The organism is Pseudomonas sp. BRM28, assembly GCF_002939405.1.
GTDB lineage: Bacteria > Pseudomonadota > Gammaproteobacteria > Pseudomonadales > Pseudomonadaceae > Aquipseudomonas > Aquipseudomonas palmensis.
The window spans coordinates 1050807-1066316 of sequence record NZ_PEFV01000001.1; the positions used below are offsets into that span (position 1 = coordinate 1050807).

Here is a 15510-nt window from a genome sequence, read left to right on the forward strand (position 1 = left end):
GGATGAGGTCAATGCAATGGTGGCAATGATGAACCTTGTGCCTGGCGACGGCGTGCCCGGTGACAGCGACCCTGGCGAAACCGCAGAGTGGCTGGAGGCGCTGGAGTCGACCCTGGCGCACTGCGGCCCGGCCCGCGCGCGGTTTCTGCTCGAACAATTGGAGGCGCATGCCCGCGAACTGGGCCTGGAGCGTGGTGCCCAGCCGTACTCGGCGTACCGCAACACCCTGTCGCTCGAACATCAGGGCGCCTACCCGGGCGACCTGGAACTGGACGAGCGCATCACCAGCATCCTGCGCTGGAATGCCCTGGCGATGGTGGTGCGTGCCAACCATGCCTACGGTGACCTGGGCGGGCACATCGCCAGTTACGCTTCGGCCGCAGAGATCTTCGAGGTGGGGTTTCAGCATTTTTTTCGCGGCGAGGAGGGCGGCGAGCAGCGCACGGCCGACCTGGTGTTCTTCCAGCCACACTCGGCGCCCGGCATCTATGCCCGGGCCTTTCTTGAAGGGCGCCTGAGCGAGGCTCAGCTGGCCAGCTATCGGCAGGAGGTCGCAGGCGATGGCCTGTGCTCCTACCCGCACCCGTGGCTGATGCCCGACTTCTGGCAGTTTCCCACCGGGTCGATGGGCATCGGCCCGCTAAACGCCGTGTACCAGGCGCGCTTCATGCGCTACCTGCAGCACCGCGGCCTGGCCGATACCGCGCAGCGCCATGTGTGGGGCGTGTTCGGCGATGGCGAGATGGACGAGCCCGAATCCATCGCCGGGCTGACGCTGGCGGCCCGTGAGCAACTCGACAACCTGACCTTCATCGTCAACTGCAACCTGCAGCGCCTGGATGGTCCGGTGCGTGGCAATGGCCAGATCATCCAGGAGCTGGAGTCGCTGTTCAGCGGCGCCGGCTGGAACGTGATCAAGGTGTTGTGGGGCTCGGAATGGGATGCGCTGTTTGCCCGCGACAGCGAGCACGTGCTGCTGCGCCAGCTGGCGGCAACCCCCGACGGCCAGTTCCAGACCCTGGGGGCCAATGACGGCGCCTACAACCTGGAACACTTCTTCAACCAGCACCCGGCCTTGCAGCGCCTGGTCGAGCACATGAGCTCGGCCGAGATCAACGCGCTCAAGCGCGGTGGCCATGATTTTCGCAAGCTGTATGCCGCCTTTGCCGCCGCCAAGGCGTGCAAGGGCCGGCCGACGGTGATCCTGGCCAAGACCAAGAAGGGCTACGGCATGAGTGCGGCCGGCGAGTCGCGCATGACCGCGCACCAGGCCAAGAAGCTCGACGTGCAGGCGCTGCTGGCCTTCCGTGACCGCTTCCACCTGCCCTTGAGCGATGCGCAGGTGGAGCAGTTGCAGTTCTACCGGCCGGACGAAAACAGCCGGGAGATGCGCTACCTGCGCGAGCGGCGCAATGCCCTGGGCGGCAGCCTGCCGTCGCGGCGGCCCCAGGCGCGCACGCTGCCGGTACCGGCGCTGGAGGTGATGGGCGGTTTTGCGCTGCACGCCGAGGGCAAGGAAATGTCCACCACCATGGCTGCGGTGCGCATGCTCGGTGCCTGGCTCAAGGCCCCGGAGCTGGGGCCGCGGGTGGTGCCGATTGTCGCCGATGAAGCGCGCACCTTCGGCATGGCCAGCCTGTTCCGGCAGATCGGCATCTACTCGCCCCATGGGCAGCGCTACGAACCCGAAGATGCCAGTTCGCTGCTCTCCTACAGGGAGTCGCGCGATGGTCAGTTGCTGGAGGAGGGCATCACCGAGGCCGGGGCCCTGTCGTCCTGGGTAGCGGCGGCCACCTCCTATGCGGTGCATGGCGAGCCGATGTTGCCGGTGTACATCTATTACTCGATGTTCGGCTTCCAGCGGGTCGGCGACCTGATATGGGCGGCGGCCGACCAGCGTGCACGGGGCCTGCTGCTGGGGGCTACGGCAGGGCGCACCACCCTGGGCGGCGAAGGCTTGCAGCACCAGGATGGCTCGAGCCTGGTGATGGCGGCCATGGTGCCCAACTGCCGCGCCTGGGAGCCGTGCTTTGCCGGCGAACTGGTGGTGATTCTGGAACACGCGGCGCGGCGCATGCTGATGGAGCAGTGCGACGAGTTTCACTATGTGGCGGTGATGAATGAAAGTTATCCACACCCCTCCCTGCCACCTGAAGCACATGCGGCAGTGTTGCGCGGGATGTACCGGTTTGCCGAACAGCCGGTGGAGCATGCCCTGGGGCGGGTTCGCCTGCTGGGCTCCGGGGCGATCCTGCGCGAGGTGATCGCCGCGAGCGAGCTGCTGGCGGCGGACTGGGGCATCGCCAGCGAGGTGTTCAGTGTGACCAGCTTCAGCGAACTGGCGCGTGATGCACGGGATGTGCAGCGCGGGCAGCGTCTGGGGCTGGGCGGCAGCAGCCATCTGGCGCAGTGCCTGGTGGGGGATGCGCCGGTGATTGCCGCGACCGATTATGTTCGTGCCTGGCCACAACTGATTGCCGAGTACGTGCCGGCGCCGTACGTGACGCTGGGCACCGACGGCTTCGGGCGCAGCGATACGCGCCAGCGGTTGCGCCAGTTCTTCGAGGTGGACCGCTTCAGTGTGGTGCTGGCCAGCTTGCAGGCGCTGGTGGATGACGGGCTGCTGGAGGTCGATGTGATGGCGCAGGCACGGGCCAGGTATCCGGCGCTGGATGCGGCGGGCCCCTGGTATCGTTGATGTGAGGGGATGAAAAAAGGGGCCGGTGATCGGCCCCTTTTTTCTTTGTGTCAGATGGTTGGGTGTGGCATTCGCCGGCAAGGCCGGCTCCAGCAGGAGCGCGCCATGCCAGTGACGGGGCCGCTGCGATCAGCGCTTGAGCCCGTAATGCTCATCCAGCATGCCCGGGGTGTTCGGTGCCTTGGGCGCGTAGTCGCGTGGCACTTCGGTGTCCTTGGGCGGGGTCAGACGGTCACGCGGGCCCTGCGCTTCGGAGTGCAGTGCGGCCAGCAGGCGCTGACGGGTCTGTTCGTCCAGGGCCAGACGGTTGGCGCCTTCGGCCAGGTGGTCCTGCACTTCCTGGTAGCTCTGGGTCAGCTTCTTGACCAGCGCCGCGGTGCTGTTGAAATGGGTCACCACTTCACTCTGATAACTGTCAAAACGTTCCTGGATATCGTCCAGCTGCCGCTGGGTGCTGCTCGGGGCGGCATTGGGCAAGAGGCGGGCGACCAGGAAACCAACGACTACACCCACTACCAGGGCCAGGGTCGGCAACAACCAAACTAAGAGCGAGAGTTCCACGAGTCCTTCCTCTATAAACGGCTTTGCTTTACGTTAACGGCTCGGACCTGCGCTGTATACCGCGAGCGATCGCAAATATCTCAGACAGAATCATCAGCTAGACGAGTCGACCCCTCCAGAGGTCACGGAGTTCACCCTTGCTTATCCGCGAAACCCCCGTATTCATCGATGGCCCGGTTGGCCAGCTGGAAGCCCTGTACCTGGACGTGGCAGACCCTCGCGGCATCGTCCTGCTGTGCCACCCCAACCCCGTGCAGGGCGGCACCATGACCAACAAGGTGGTGTCGATGCTGCAGCGCACCGCACGCGATGCCGGCTACATCACCCTGCGCTTCAACTACCGCGGTGTAGGCCAGAGCGCTGGCAGCCATGACATGGGCAGCGGCGAAGTCGACGATGCACAGGCCGCTGCAGCCTGGCTGCGCGAAAAACATCCCGAATTACCTTTGACGCTGATGGGCTTCTCCTTCGGCGGCTTCGTCGCGGCCAGCCTCGGCGGCCGGCTCGAAGCCCAGGGCGTCACGCTCAAGCACCTGTTCATGGTAGCCCCGGCAGTGATGCGCCTTGGCGGTACCGACGGCCTGCCGCAGGCAGGTGCCTTGAGCGTGATCCAGCCCGAAACCGACGAGGTGATCGATCCGCAGATCGTCTACGCCTGGTCCGATGCACTGGCGCGCCCCCATGAGCTGCTGAAAGTGGCAGAATGCGGTCACTTTTTTCACGGCAAGCTGACCGACCTCAAGGATCTGGTGCTGCCACGCCTTTCGAACTGATACAAGCCTGATAAGCGATTACCCATGACCACTCGTATCCTTACCGGTATCACCACCACGGGCACGCCGCACCTTGGCAACTATGCCGGTGCCATCCGCCCGGCGGTCCTCGCCAGCCAGCAGCCGGGCGTCGACTCGTTCTACTTCCTGGCCGACTACCATGCGCTGATCAAGTGCGACGACCCGCAGCGCATCCAGCGCTCGCGTCTGGAAATCGCCGCCACCTGGCTGGCCGGCGGCCTGGACCCGGAACGCGTGACCTTCTACCGCCAGTCCGACATTCCCGAGATCCCCGAGCTGACCTGGCTGCTGACCTGCGTGGCGGCCAAGGGCCTGCTCAATCGCGCGCATGCCTACAAGGCCTCGGTGGACAAGAACCTGGAAAGCGGCGAAGACCCGGATGCGGGCGTGAGCATGGGCCTGTACAGCTATCCGGTGCTGATGGCGGCGGACATCCTGATGTTCAATGCCAACAAGGTGCCGGTGGGGCGCGACCAGATCCAGCACGTGGAAATGGCTCGTGATATCGGGCAGCGCTTCAACCACCTGTTCGGCCAGGGCAAGGACTTCTTCGCCATGCCCGAGGCGCTGATCGAGGAAAGCGTGGCCACCTTGCCGGGCCTGGACGGTCGCAAGATGTCCAAGAGCTACGACAACACCATCCCGCTGTTCACCAGTGCCAAGGAGATGAAGGACGCGATCTCGCGCATCGTCACCGACTCGCGCGCGCCGGGCGAGGCCAAGGACCCGGACAACTCGCACCTGTTCACCCTGTTCCAGGCCTTTGCCACCGCCGAGCAAGCCGAAGCCTTCCGCAGCGAGCTGCTGCAGGGGCTGGGTTGGGGCGAAGCCAAGCAGCGCCTGTTCCAGCTGGTCGACGGCCAGTTGAGCGCGCCGCGCGAGCATTACCACCAGCTGATTTCCCGCCCGGCGGACCTGGAGGATATTCTTCTGGCCGGCGCGCAGAAGGCCCGCAGGATCGCCACGCCGTTTCTTGAGCAACTGCGCGAAGCAGTGGGCCTGCGCTCGTTCCGCAGCACGGTTCAGGTCAGCGGTGAAACCAGGAAGAAGGCGGTCAAGGCGGCACGCTTCGTGAGCTTCCGTGAAGAGGACGGCAGCTTCCGCTTCCGTCTGCTGGCAGCCGACGGCGAGCAGTTGCTGCTGTCGCGCAGCTTTGCCGACGGCAAGGCGGCCGGCGCGGTGAGCAAGCAGTTGCAACTGGGCCAGCCGCTGGATGTACGTGACGAAGGCCTGGGCTTCAGCCTGTGGCTGGAAGGCGAGTGCGTGGCCGACGGCCCGCAGTTCGCCGATGCCACGGCGCGCGATGCCGCCATCGAGAGCCTGCGCGCTGCCTTGCAGCCCCAGCAGGACTGACCGTCAATCGCAAGTCTGATTGCCATTACCCGGGGCCGTCGCTACAGTGACGGCCCGCTTTTGTTGCCTTGCTAACGAATTATGACGCCCCTAGAACGATATCAAGCAGATCTGAAACGTCCCGAATTCTTCCATGACGCGGCGCAGGAAACAGCGGTGCGTCACTTGCAGCGCCTGTACGACGACCTGGTCGCGGCGCACAACAGCAAGCCGGGTGTGTTCGGCAAGCTGTTCGGCAGGAAAGAGCAGGCGCCCGTCAAGGGCCTGTATTTCTGGGGTGGGGTAGGGCGCGGCAAGACCTACCTGGTCGATACGTTCTATGAGGCGCTGCCTTTCCCGCAGAAGGTGCGTACGCACTTCCACCGCTTCATGAAGCGCGTGCATGAGGAAATGAAGACCCTCAAGGGCGAGAAGAACCCGCTGACCATCATTGCCAAGCGGTTCTCCGACGAGGCGCGGGTGATCTGCTTCGACGAGTTCTTCGTGTCCGATATCACCGACGCGATGATCCTTGGCACCCTGATGGAGGAGCTGTTCAAGAACGGCGTGACCCTGGTGGCCACCTCCAACATCGTGCCGGACGGCCTGTACAAGGACGGCCTGCAGCGTGCGCGCTTCCTGCCGGCAATTGCCCTGATCAAGCAGAACACCGACATCGTCAACGTCGACAGCGGCGTGGACTATCGCCTGCGTCACCTGGAGCAGGCCGAGCTGTTCCACTTCCCGCTGAATGAAGCGGCCCACGAAAGCCTGCGCAAGAGCTTTCGCGCATTGACGCCGGAATGCACCCAGGCGGTGGAAAACGACGTGCTGATGATCGAGAACCGCGAGATCCGTGCGCTGCGTACCTGCGACGACGTGGCCTGGTTCGACTTCCGCGAACTGTGCGACGGCCCGCGCAGCCAGAACGACTACATCGAACTGGGCAAGATCTTCCATGCGGTGCTGCTCAGTGGCGTGGAGCAGATGGGCGTGGCCACCGACGATCTGGCGCGTCGCTTCATCAACATGGTCGACGAGTTCTACGACCGCAACGTCAAGCTGATCATCTCGGCTGAAGTGGAGCTCAAGGACCTGTACACCGGCGGGCGCCTGAGCTTCGAGTTCCAGCGTACCCTGAGCCGCTTGCTGGAGATGCAGTCCCACGAGTTCCTGTCGCGGGCACACAAGCCTTAAGTCGCGTCACTGCTGTCGCGGCTCAGCCCGCTCCCACAGAGGTTTGCAGCGAACCTGTGGGGCGGGCGTGACCCGCGATAGGCCCTCAGGCCTCCTGCATGAATTGCTGCCGATACTGGTTAGGCGACAGCTCCGTGTGCTGCCTGAACAATCGCGCAAAAAAGCTGGCGTCGTCATAGCCCACCTCGTAGCTGATGGTCTTGATGCTCTTGCGCGTACCCGACAGCAAGCCCTTCGCCGTCTCGATCCGCAGCCGTTGCAGATAATGCAGCGGCTTGTCCCCCGTCGCACTCTGGAACCTGCGCATGAAGTTGCGGATGCTCATGCCATGGTTGCGTGCCACGTCCTCGAAACGGAACTTGTCGGCGAAGTGTTCCTCCAGCCACTGCTGGATCTGCAGGATGATCAGGTCCTGGTGCAGCTTCTGTCCGCCAAAGCCCATGCGCCCCGGGGTGTAGTTGCGTTGCACCTCGTAGAGGATGTCGCGGGCCACGGCCTGGGCCACGTTGGCCCCGCAGAAGCGCTCGATCAGGTAGATGTACAGGTCGCAGGCCGAGGTGGCGCCGCCGGCGCAATAGAGGTTGTCGGCATCGGTGAGGTGTTTGTCCTGGTTCAGCGACACCTTCGGGAAGCGTTCGGCGAACTGGCCGAAGAAGCGCCAGTAGGTGGTGGCCTCCTTGCCATCGAGCAGGCCGGCCTCGGCCAGCCAGAACACGCCGCTGGCCTCGCCGCACAGCACAGCGCCTCGGGCATGCTGCTCGCGCAGCCAGGGCAGTACCTGGGGGTAGCGCTGGCACAGGGCATCGAAGTCGTCCCAGAACGCCGGCAGGATGATCACGTCGGCCTGCTCGAGGCCGCTGTCCACCGGTAGCTGCACGCCGCTGAAGCTCTGCACGGGCAGCCCGTCGGGGCTCACGAGGCGGGTTTCGAACATCGGTTGCAGGCCCAGGCCCAGTTGCTTGCCATAGCGCAGGCTGGCCAGGTGGAAGAAATCCTTGGCCTGCATCAGGGTCGATGCGAATACCTTGTCGATGGCCAGGATGCTGACGCGCCGCAGCGATGCGGTAGGTTGGGTAAACATCATTGTCGTTATTCTTATAGGGTAGAGTGGTCAATCACCGGCTGGATCGTCTTATTTTTTGGCGATTGTGTCTACCCTCGGTTCCCGCAGCGGGCTGCGGGAACCGTTGCAGCGCTTTACGGGGCGGGGTTGGGCTGATCCTGGTGGATCGCATCGATGGCGGCCAGCAGCTCGTCACCGAGCTTCAGGCTGGCGCTTGCCAGGTTGCTGTCCAGTTGCGCCAGCGAGGTGGCGCCGATGATGTTGCTGGTCACGAACGGCTGCTGGGTCACGAAGGCCAGGGCCATCTGTGCCGGGTCCAGGCCGTGCTCGCGGGCCAGGGCCACATAACGGCTGCACGCGGCGACGGTCTGCGGGTTGGAATAGCGCGAGAAGCGGTTGAACAGGGTCAGGCGGCCGTTTTCCGGGCGCGCGCCGTTCTCGTACTTGCCCGACAGCATGCCGAAGGCCAGCGGCGAGTAGGCCAGCAGGCCGCACTGCTCGCGGATGGCGATTTCCGCCAGGCCCACTTCGAAGCTGCGGTTGAGCAGGTTGTACGGGTTCTGGATCGAGACCGCACGGGGCCAGCCGCGGCTTTCGGCCAGTTGCAGGAACTTCATGGTGCCCCACGGGGTTTCGTTGGACAGGCCGATGTGGCGGATCTTGCCTGCCTTGACCTGTTCGTCGAGCACTTCGAGGGTTTCTTCCAGCGGCGTGAAGTGGTCCTGGGGCAGGTGCTGGTAGCCCAGCTTGCCGAAGAAGTTGGTGCTGCGCTCGGGCCAGTGCAGCTGGTACAGGTCGATCCAGTCGGTCTGCAGGCGCTTGAGGCTGGCGTCCAGGGCTGCCACGATGTGCTGGCGGTTGTGCTTGAGCTGGCCGTCGCGAATGTGGCTGATGCCGTTGCCGGGGCCGGCCACCTTGCTGGCCAGGATCCAGCCGGCGCGATCGCCGCGCTGGCTGAACCAGTTGCCGATGATCTGCTCGGTGGCCGAGTAGGTTTCCGGGCGCGGCGGCACCGGGTACATCTCCGCGGTATCGATGAAATTGATCCCGGCCGCCTTGGCCCGTTCGATCTGGGCGAAGCCCTCGGCCTGGTCGTTCTGCTCGCCCCAGGTCATGCTGCCCAGGCACAATGCACTCACGTTGAGGTCGGTGCGACCCAGCTGGCGATACTCCATGACGATCTCCACGGCAAAAGAAGCATAAAAGCAGGTTGATATTTTTTCTGCAATCTGGATAATTCTGCACCTCTCTCAGCAGTGGAAGTGATGCCCCGCCGCCGAAGAATCTTGCCGAGTATTGGACGTGCTGACCCGAGCCCCCGATAGCGTCCGTATCCGGCTGCCTTTGACCTTGTCAAAGTACGCACTATTCAGTAAGATCTGCCGTCTTAAAATTGCGGGACGGCCCCTGAGGCTATAAAGAATGAAAACTTTTACTGCTAAACCGGAAACAGTAAAACGCGACTGGTTCGTCGTTGACGCTGCTGGCAAGACCCTGGGTCGTCTGGCCACTGAGATCGCGAGCCGTCTGCGTGGCAAGCACAAGCCAGAATACACCCCTCACGTTGACACCGGCGACTACATCGTCGTGATCAATGCCGAGCAGGTACGTGTTACTGGTGCCAAGACTTCGGACAAAATGTACTACTCCCACTCCGGTTTCCCGGGCGGCATCAAGGAAATCAACTTCGAAAAGTTGATCGCCAAAGCGCCTGAGCGCGTGATCGAGACCGCGGTAAAGGGCATGCTGCCTAAAAACCCGCTGGGTCGCGACATGTACCGTAAGCTGAAAGTCTATGCGGGCGCTGTACACCCTCATACTGCTCAGCAGCCCCAAGAACTGAAGATTTAACGGAATAGTTCATTATGTCGGCGACTCAAAATTACGGCACTGGCCGTCGCAAGACTGCAACCGCACGCGTTTTCCTGCGTCCGGGTACTGGCAGCATCTCCATCAACAACCGCTCCCTCGAGACCTTCTTCGGTCGTGAAACCGCGCGCATGGTAGTTCGCCAGCCGCTGGAACTCACCGAAACCACCGAGAAGTTCGACATCTACGTCACCGTCATCGGTGGTGGTGTCAGCGGTCAAGCGGGCGCTATCCGTCACGGTATCACCCGTGCACTGATGGACTACGACGAAACCCTGCGTGGCGCTCTGCGCAAAGCTGGCTTCGTTACCCGTGACGCTCGTGAAGTCGAGCGTAAGAAAGTGGGTCTGCGTAAAGCACGTAAGCGTCCTCAGTACTCCAAGCGTTAATTCGCTTCGACGTTCAAAAAAAGCCCGGTTCCTGGTGGAACCGGGCTTTTTTTATGTCTTGAATAAAAGGGGCTGCCGACCCTGTGTGACAACTTGCCGCATAGACGCAGGTCAAGTGCTATAAGGGATACAGCCTTTATGCCGGGTAATAACCTTGTCTTCGATGGGTCTTTTCATTACCATGCGGCAAATTTTTAGCAGTTCGAAATTTATTTTTAGCAGTTCGAAATTTACTTAGTAGATGCCTGTTGCAACAGGCCACAAAGCTGATGGGAGAGGACTGAATGAGCAATGACGGCGTCAATGCAGGCCGGCGTCGCTTCCTGGTAGCAGCCACGTCCGTGGTGGGTGCTGCAGGAGCGGTGGGGGCTGCGGTCCCGTTCGTAGGGTCATGGTTTCCCAGTGCCAAGGCGAAAGCTGCCGGTGCACCGGTCAAGGTCAACATCGCCAAGGTGGAGCCCGGCCAGCAGATGATTGCTGAATGGCGCGGCCAGCCCGTGTTCATCGTCCGCCGCACCGAGGAGATCCTGGGCAACCTGAAGAAGATCACCGGTGAGCTCTCCGACCCCGAGTCCAAGGCGTCGGAGCAGCCGGCCTACGTCGACCCGTCGAACCGCTCGATCAAGCCGGAAATCCTCGTGCTCGTCGGCCTGTGCACCCACCTGGGCTGCTCGCCGACCTTCCGTCCCGAAGTGGCGCCTGTCGACCTGGGTCCCAAGTGGGTGGGTGGCTACTTCTGCCCATGCCACGGCTCCCACTACGACCTCGCCGGCCGCGTCTACAAGTCCCAGCCAGCGCCGCTCAATCTGCCAGTGCCACCGCACTCGTACGAGTCGGATGACATCATCGTCGTCGGCGTCGATCAGGAGAACGCGTGATGAGTAAGTTCATGGACTGGGTTGACGCCCGCTTCCCCGCCACCAAGATGTGGGAAGATCACCTGAGCAAGTACTACGCACCGAAGAACTTCAACTTCTTCTATTTCTTCGGCTCCCTGGCCCTGCTGGTCCTGGTCAACCAGATCGTGACCGGCGTGTGGCTGACCATGAGCTTCACCCCTTCGGCCGAAGAGGCGTTCGCCTCGGTCGAATACATCATGCGTGACGTCGAATACGGCTGGATCCTGCGCTACCTGCACTCCACGGGTGCGTCGGCGTTCTTCATCGTGGTCTACCTGCACATGTTCCGTGGCCTGCTCTACGGCTCGTACCAGAAGCCACGCGAGCTGGTATGGCTGTTCGGCATGCTGATCTACCTGGCGCTGATGGCAGAGGCCTTCATGGGCTACCTGCTGCCCTGGGGCCAGATGTCGTACTGGGGTGCCCAGGTGATCATCTCGCTGTTCGGCGCCATCCCGGTCATCGGCGGCGACCTGACCCAGTGGATCCGTGGCGACTACCTGATCTCCGGCATTACCCTGAACCGCTTCTTCGCCCTGCACGTGGTGGCCCTGCCGATCGTGATTCTCGGCCTGGTGGTGCTGCACATCCTGGCGCTGCACGAAGTGGGTTCGAACAACCCGGATGGCGTGGACATCAAGAAGAAAAAGGACGAGAACGGCATTCCGCTGGACGGCATCCCGTTCCACCCGTACTACACCGTCAAGGATATCGTCGGCGTGGTGGTGTTCCTGTTCGTCTTCTGCATGATCGTGTTCTTCTTCCCGGAAATGGGCGGCTACTTCCTGGAGAAACCCAACTTCGAACAGGCCAACGCGTTCAAGACCCCGGAGCACATCGCCCCTGTGTGGTACTTCACGCCGTTCTACGCGATCCTGCGTGCGGTACCCGACAAGCTGCTGGGCGTGATCGCCATGGGTGCTGCGATCGCGGTGCTGTTCGTGCTGCCATGGCTGGACCGTAGCCCGGTCAAGTCGATGCGCTACAAGGGCTGGATGAGCAAGGCCTGGCTGTGGGTGTTCTGCATCTCCTTCGTGATCCTGGGCGTGCTCGGCGTGCTGGCGCCAACCCCGGGTCGCACCTTGCTGTCGCAGGTATGTACCTTCCTGTATTTCGCCTACTTCATTCTGATGCCGTTCTACACCAGGCTCGAGAAGACCAAACCGGTTCCGGAAAGGGTGACTGGCTGATGAAAAAGCTATTTGCAGTATTGCTCCTGGCAGTGATGCCTTCGCTGACCTTCGCCGCCGAACACGGCGTGGAACTGGACAAGGTCGACATCGACCTGACCGACAAGGCCGCCATGCAGGACGGCGCACGGACCTTTGCGAACTATTGCATGGGTTGCCACAGCGCCAAGTTCCAGCGTTACGAGCGTGTCGCCGATGACCTGGGCATCCCGCACGAGCTGATGCTCGAGAAGCTGGTGTTCACCGGCGCCAAGATCGGCGACCACATGAACATCGGCATGCAGCCGGCCGACGCCAAGGCCTGGTTCGGTGCGGCGCCGCCCGACCTGACCCTGGTGGCGCGGGTACGCGGCACCGATTGGCTGTACAGCTACCTGCGGGCCTTCTACGAGGACCCGTCACGCCCTTGGGGTGTGAACAACAAGGTCTTCCCCAACGTTGGCATGCCAAACGTGCTGGTGGGCCTGCAGGGGCGTCAGGTGGTCGGTTGCAAGCAGATCCAGACCGTGGTCGAGGGCAAGAAGCAGTTTGACCCGCTCACCGGTGCCCCGCTGACCCACGAAGCGTGCGATCAGCTGACCATCGTGCCGAAATCCGGTACCCTGACCGACGAGCAGTTCGACGAGAAGGTCAAGAACCTGGTGACCTTCCTGGCCTACTCGGCCAACCCGGTCAAGCTGCAGAGCCAGCGCATCGGCACCTACGTGCTGCTGTACCTGGCCTTCTTCTTCGTGTTCGCCTACCTGCTCAAGCGCGAATACTGGAAGGACGTGCACTGATCACAGGGTAAAATCTGTTAGTTTAACGCGCGCCCTGGGGTCCCTCTGCAGTATGGAGGGCCCCCAGGGCGCGTTTGCATTTGTAATTTCATAAGTTCAACACGCGAGGAGGACCCCCATGGGCGTGACCAATCGGTTAGCCTGCTACTCCGACCCCGCTGATCATTATTCTCATCGGGTGCGCATCGTTCTCGCCGAGAAAGGTGTCGGCGTCGAGATCATCAGTGTCGAAGCCGGGCGCCAGCCGCCCAAGCTGCTGGAAGCCAACCCGTATGGCAGCGTACCGACCCTGGTTGATCGTGACCTGGCGTTGTATGAGTCGACCGTGGTGATGGAATACCTCGACGAGCGCTACCCGCACCCGCCGCTGTTGCCGGTCTACCCGGTGGCGCGTGCCAACAGCCGCCTGCTGATCCACCGTATCCAGCGTGACTGGTGTTCGCTGGTGGACCTGATTCTCGACCCGCGCAGCAAGGAGCCTGCCCGCGTGCAGGCGCGCAAGGAGCTGCGCGAGAGCCTTACCGGCGTTTCGCCGTTGTTCGCCGACAAGCCTTGTTTCCTGAGTGAGGAGCAAAGCCTGGTGGATTGTTGTCTATTGCCCATACTGTGGCGTTTGCCGGTATTGGGTATCGAACTGCCGCGGCCAGCCAAGCCGCTGCTCGATTACATGGAGCGTCAGTTTGCGCGGGAAGCCTTCAAGGCCAGCCTGTCCGCCGCTGAACGCGATATGCGTTAGGTTTTAAGGAGCCGTTGATGAACTCCAGTCGTCCGTATCTGGTGCGAGCCTTGTATGAGTGGATCGTGGACAACGATTGCACGCCGCACATGCTGGTCAATGCCGAGTACCCTGCGGTGCAGGTGCCTCAGGGCTTCGCCAGCGATGGCCAGATCGTTTTGAACGTGTCGCCCAATGCCGTGCGTCACTTGCACATGGATAACGAAGCCGTGAGCTTCGAGGGGCGTTTCGGTGGGGTTGCCCACACGCTGTACGTGCCTGCCGGCGCCATCCTGGGTATCTATGCCCGTGAGAATGGCCAGGGCATGGTGTTCGAACTCGAGCCGCCCCTGATGGAGGATGACGACCTCGAGGACGAGGGCGTCGAGCCGGATGATGACGGTCCGCCGAGTGGCGGGCAGCCGCCGCGGCCAAGTGGGCGTCCGAGCCTGAAAGTGGTGAAATGAAAAAAGGCGACCTTGCGGGGTCGCCTTTTTTTTGGGCCTGTGTGCTTACAGGTCGGTGATGGTGCGCACCTGATCCTTGTTCACACGGGTGCGTTTGCCGTCGAGCTGCTGGAACTCGTAGAAGCCGGAGCTGCGTTCGAGTTTCGGCGCGTCGACCGCCTGGAACTCACGGCCGTCATTGAGGGTGATCAGGCTTGGGGTGGAGCAGCCGGCCAGGGTGGCGAAGGTAGCGATCAGCAGGGTGGCGAACAGGCCGTTCTTCATGGGTATTCCTGTGGGGTGTCGGTGGGGGTTGCGGTGCGCCGGCGGCTTCACGCCCTTCACCGGCGAGGCCGGCGAAGGGCGTGAAGCCGCGGTCAGTCGATGTATTCGAACAGCTTGACGATCTTCTGCACACCCGACACGCCTTGCACCAGGTTGGTGGCCTGATTGGCTTCCTGCTGGGTCAGCAGGCCCAGCAGGTAGACGATGCCGTTCTCGGTCACCACCTTGATGCGCGAGCCGGGGATGTTGCTGTCGGTCAGCATCTGGGCCTTGATCTTGGTGGTCAGCCAGGCGTCATTGTTGCGCGCCAGCAGTGAGGAGGGCGGCAGCACCTGAAGTTCGTTGTGCACCTTCTTGACCCGCTGCACCTGACCGGCGGTCTGCTCGGCCAGGCTCTTGAGGTCGGCGCGCGGGGTCTGCCCGGCCAGCAGCACGATGCCGTTGAAGCTGGTGACGACGATGTGCGAGTTCTTGTCCAGGTCCGGGCTGGCCTTGGCCACGTTTACCGCTACCTTGGTTTCGATCAGCGAGTCGTCGATCTTGCTGCCGAAGGTGCGGGTGCCGCGATCGTCCTCGATCGGGTTTTCGCGGCTGGCAGTAATCACCGAACTGCAGCCGGTGATGCTCAGGCACAGGGTCAGGGCCATCAGGCCAAGGCGATTAGGGGTCATTCTTCACTCCCGAACAATTGGCTGTCGATCAAGTCGCAAAGGCAGTGGATCGCCAGCAGGTGGACTTCCTGGATGCGTGCGGTGACGGTGGCCGGTACGCGAATCTCCACATCTTCGGGCAGCAGCAGCGAGGCCATGCCGCCGCCATCGCGTCCGGTCAGAGCTACGACAATCATTTCGCGATCATGTGCGGCCTGGATCGCCTGAATGATGTTCGCCGAGTTGCCGCTGGTGGAAATCGCCAGCAGCACGTCGCCCGGTTGGCCCAGGGCGCGGATCTGCTTGGAGAAGATCTCGTTGTAGCTGTAGTCGTTGGCGATCGAGGTAATGGTCGAGCTGTCGGTGGTCAGCGCGATGGCCGGCAGGCTCGGGCGCTCGCGCTCGAAGCGGTTGAGCAGTTCGGACGAGAAGTGCTGGGCATCGCCCGCCGAGCCGCCGTTGCCGCAGGCGAGCATCTTGCCCTCGTTGAGCAGCGCGTTGACCATCACCTGACTGGCTTGCTCGATGTGTGGTGCAAGGACTTCCATCGCCTGTTGCTTGGTGTTGATGCTGGCCTGGAATAGCTGGCGAATTCGGGATTGCATGTCCATCTGTGTGACCTTAAGTGGGGCGGCTGGTCGGG

At 62.6% G+C, this 15510-nt stretch carries 17 protein-coding genes; 11 read left to right on the forward strand and 6 right to left on the reverse strand.

All coding sequences use genetic code 11. The features are described from left to right. The first annotated feature begins 16 nt into the window (after positions 1-16). Entirely contained in the window at positions 17-2698 is a 2682-nt protein-coding gene (gene mdeB, locus CR917_RS05000; protein WP_104571971.1) for an alpha-ketoglutarate dehydrogenase, read from the forward strand. A gap of 129 nt (positions 2699-2827) precedes the next feature. Here the strand turns inward: mdeB and CR917_RS05005 are convergent, their stop codons facing one another. Beyond that, positions 2828-3259, reverse strand: coding sequence for a YhcB family protein (locus tag CR917_RS05005; protein ID WP_043862040.1), 432 nt, complete (start codon positions 3257-3259; stop codon positions 2828-2830). Between the two features lie 137 nt (positions 3260-3396). On the opposite strand from CR917_RS05005, the gene CR917_RS05010 reads away from it, so the two are divergent. From CR917_RS05010 to zapE, 3 genes are all read left to right on the forward strand, one after another. Continuing rightward, on the forward strand, positions 3397-4032 hold the full coding sequence (locus CR917_RS05010; RefSeq protein ID WP_054914842.1) for an alpha/beta hydrolase: 636 nt from the start codon (positions 3397-3399) through the stop codon (positions 4030-4032). A 24-nt stretch (positions 4033-4056) separates the two neighbouring features. After that, positions 4057-5406 (forward strand): tryptophan--tRNA ligase, encoded by a 1350-nt coding sequence (locus CR917_RS05015; protein WP_043862042.1) that lies wholly within the window; start codon positions 4057-4059, stop codon positions 5404-5406. A gap of 81 nt (positions 5407-5487) precedes the next feature. Continuing rightward, entirely contained in the window at positions 5488-6582 is a 1095-nt protein-coding gene (gene zapE / locus CR917_RS05020; RefSeq protein WP_043862043.1) for a cell division protein ZapE, read from the forward strand. Positions 6583-6667: 85 nt separating this feature from the next. Here the strand turns inward: zapE and CR917_RS05025 are convergent, their stop codons facing one another. Together CR917_RS05025 and CR917_RS05030 are read right to left on the reverse strand one after the other, a co-directional pair. Then, on the reverse strand, positions 6668-7564 hold the full coding sequence (locus CR917_RS05025; protein ID WP_167400212.1) for a GlxA family transcriptional regulator: 897 nt from the start codon (positions 7562-7564) through the stop codon (positions 6668-6670). A 215-nt stretch (positions 7565-7779) separates the two neighbouring features. Continuing rightward, a complete protein-coding gene (locus CR917_RS05030) occupies positions 7780-8820 on the reverse strand; it encodes an NADP(H)-dependent aldo-keto reductase (protein ID WP_104571972.1) in 1041 nt (346 codons plus the stop codon). Between the two features lie 247 nt (positions 8821-9067). Between CR917_RS05030 and rplM the strand changes: the two genes are divergently transcribed. The 7 genes from rplM (at position 9068) to CR917_RS05065 (ending at position 13953) form a co-directional block, all read left to right on the forward strand. Further along, the gene (gene rplM / locus CR917_RS05035; protein ID WP_043862045.1) at positions 9068-9496 is read left to right on the forward strand and encodes a 50S ribosomal protein L13; all 429 of its coding nucleotides are present in this window, start codon (positions 9068-9070) and stop codon (positions 9494-9496) included. 14 nt (positions 9497-9510) lie between these two features. Continuing rightward, on the forward strand, positions 9511-9903 hold the full coding sequence (gene rpsI / locus CR917_RS05040) for a 30S ribosomal protein S9 (RefSeq protein ID WP_043862046.1): 393 nt from the start codon (positions 9511-9513) through the stop codon (positions 9901-9903). A 284-nt stretch (positions 9904-10187) separates the two neighbouring features. Further along, complete coding sequence (petA, locus tag CR917_RS05045; protein WP_043862047.1) at positions 10188-10781, forward strand: ubiquinol-cytochrome c reductase iron-sulfur subunit; 594 nt, start codon at positions 10188-10190, stop codon at positions 10779-10781. After that, entirely contained in the window at positions 10781-11992 is a 1212-nt protein-coding gene (locus tag CR917_RS05050) for a cytochrome bc complex cytochrome b subunit (RefSeq protein ID WP_043862048.1), read from the forward strand. The genes petA and CR917_RS05050 overlap by 1 nt, the downstream gene beginning before the upstream one ends. Further along, positions 11992-12771, forward strand: coding sequence for a cytochrome c1 (locus CR917_RS05055; RefSeq protein WP_043862049.1), 780 nt, complete (start codon positions 11992-11994; stop codon positions 12769-12771). The genes CR917_RS05050 and CR917_RS05055 overlap by 1 nt, the downstream gene beginning before the upstream one ends. 118 nt (positions 12772-12889) lie before the next feature. Beyond that, a complete protein-coding gene (locus tag CR917_RS05060) occupies positions 12890-13507 on the forward strand; it encodes a glutathione S-transferase N-terminal domain-containing protein (RefSeq protein WP_043862050.1) in 618 nt (205 codons plus the stop codon). A 17-nt stretch (positions 13508-13524) separates the two neighbouring features. Continuing rightward, positions 13525-13953 (forward strand): ClpXP protease specificity-enhancing factor, encoded by a 429-nt coding sequence (locus CR917_RS05065; RefSeq protein ID WP_043862051.1) that lies wholly within the window; start codon positions 13525-13527, stop codon positions 13951-13953. A 45-nt stretch (positions 13954-13998) separates the two neighbouring features. On the opposite strand, the gene CR917_RS05070 is transcribed toward CR917_RS05065, so the two are convergent. The 3 genes from CR917_RS05070 to CR917_RS05080 form a co-directional block, all read right to left on the reverse strand. Continuing rightward, positions 13999-14217 carry a YgdI/YgdR family lipoprotein gene (locus tag CR917_RS05070; protein WP_043862052.1) on the reverse strand — a complete coding sequence of 73 codons (219 nt, stop codon included), beginning with the start codon at positions 14215-14217 and terminating at the stop codon, positions 13999-14001. A 92-nt stretch (positions 14218-14309) separates the two neighbouring features. After that, complete coding sequence (locus CR917_RS05075) at positions 14310-14888, reverse strand: BON domain-containing protein (RefSeq protein WP_043862053.1); 579 nt, start codon at positions 14886-14888, stop codon at positions 14310-14312. Next, a complete protein-coding gene (locus CR917_RS05080) occupies positions 14885-15478 on the reverse strand; it encodes a phosphoheptose isomerase (RefSeq protein WP_043862054.1) in 594 nt (197 codons plus the stop codon). Before CR917_RS05080 ends, CR917_RS05075 begins: the two co-directional genes overlap by 4 nt. Positions 15479-15510: the final 32 nt, after the last annotated feature.

Coding starts and splice junctions, on each gene's coding strand:
- mdeB (WP_104571971.1), top strand. CDS start 17: ATGGTGGCAATGATGAACCTTGTGCCTGGCGACGGCGTGCCCGGTGAC.
- CR917_RS05015 (WP_043862042.1), top strand. CDS start 4,057: ATGACCACTCGTATCCTTACCGGTATCACCACCACGGGCACGCCGCAC.
- zapE (WP_043862043.1), top strand. CDS start 5,488: ATGACGCCCCTAGAACGATATCAAGCAGATCTGAAACGTCCCGAATTC.
- CR917_RS05030 (WP_104571972.1), bottom strand. CDS start 8,820: ATGGAGTATCGCCAGCTGGGTCGCACCGACCTCAACGTGAGTGCATTG.
- rplM (WP_043862045.1), top strand. CDS start 9,068: ATGAAAACTTTTACTGCTAAACCGGAAACAGTAAAACGCGACTGGTTC.
- rpsI (WP_043862046.1), top strand. CDS start 9,511: ATGTCGGCGACTCAAAATTACGGCACTGGCCGTCGCAAGACTGCAACC.
- petA (WP_043862047.1), top strand. CDS start 10,188: ATGAGCAATGACGGCGTCAATGCAGGCCGGCGTCGCTTCCTGGTAGCA.
- CR917_RS05050 (WP_043862048.1), top strand. CDS start 10,781: ATGAGTAAGTTCATGGACTGGGTTGACGCCCGCTTCCCCGCCACCAAG.
- CR917_RS05055 (WP_043862049.1), top strand. CDS start 11,992: ATGAAAAAGCTATTTGCAGTATTGCTCCTGGCAGTGATGCCTTCGCTG.
- CR917_RS05060 (WP_043862050.1), top strand. CDS start 12,890: ATGGGCGTGACCAATCGGTTAGCCTGCTACTCCGACCCCGCTGATCAT.
- CR917_RS05065 (WP_043862051.1), top strand. CDS start 13,525: ATGAACTCCAGTCGTCCGTATCTGGTGCGAGCCTTGTATGAGTGGATC.
- CR917_RS05070 (WP_043862052.1), bottom strand. CDS start 14,217: ATGAAGAACGGCCTGTTCGCCACCCTGCTGATCGCTACCTTCGCCACC.
- CR917_RS05075 (WP_043862053.1), bottom strand. CDS start 14,888: ATGACCCCTAATCGCCTTGGCCTGATGGCCCTGACCCTGTGCCTGAGC.
- CR917_RS05080 (WP_043862054.1), bottom strand. CDS start 15,478: ATGGACATGCAATCCCGAATTCGCCAGCTATTCCAGGCCAGCATCAAC.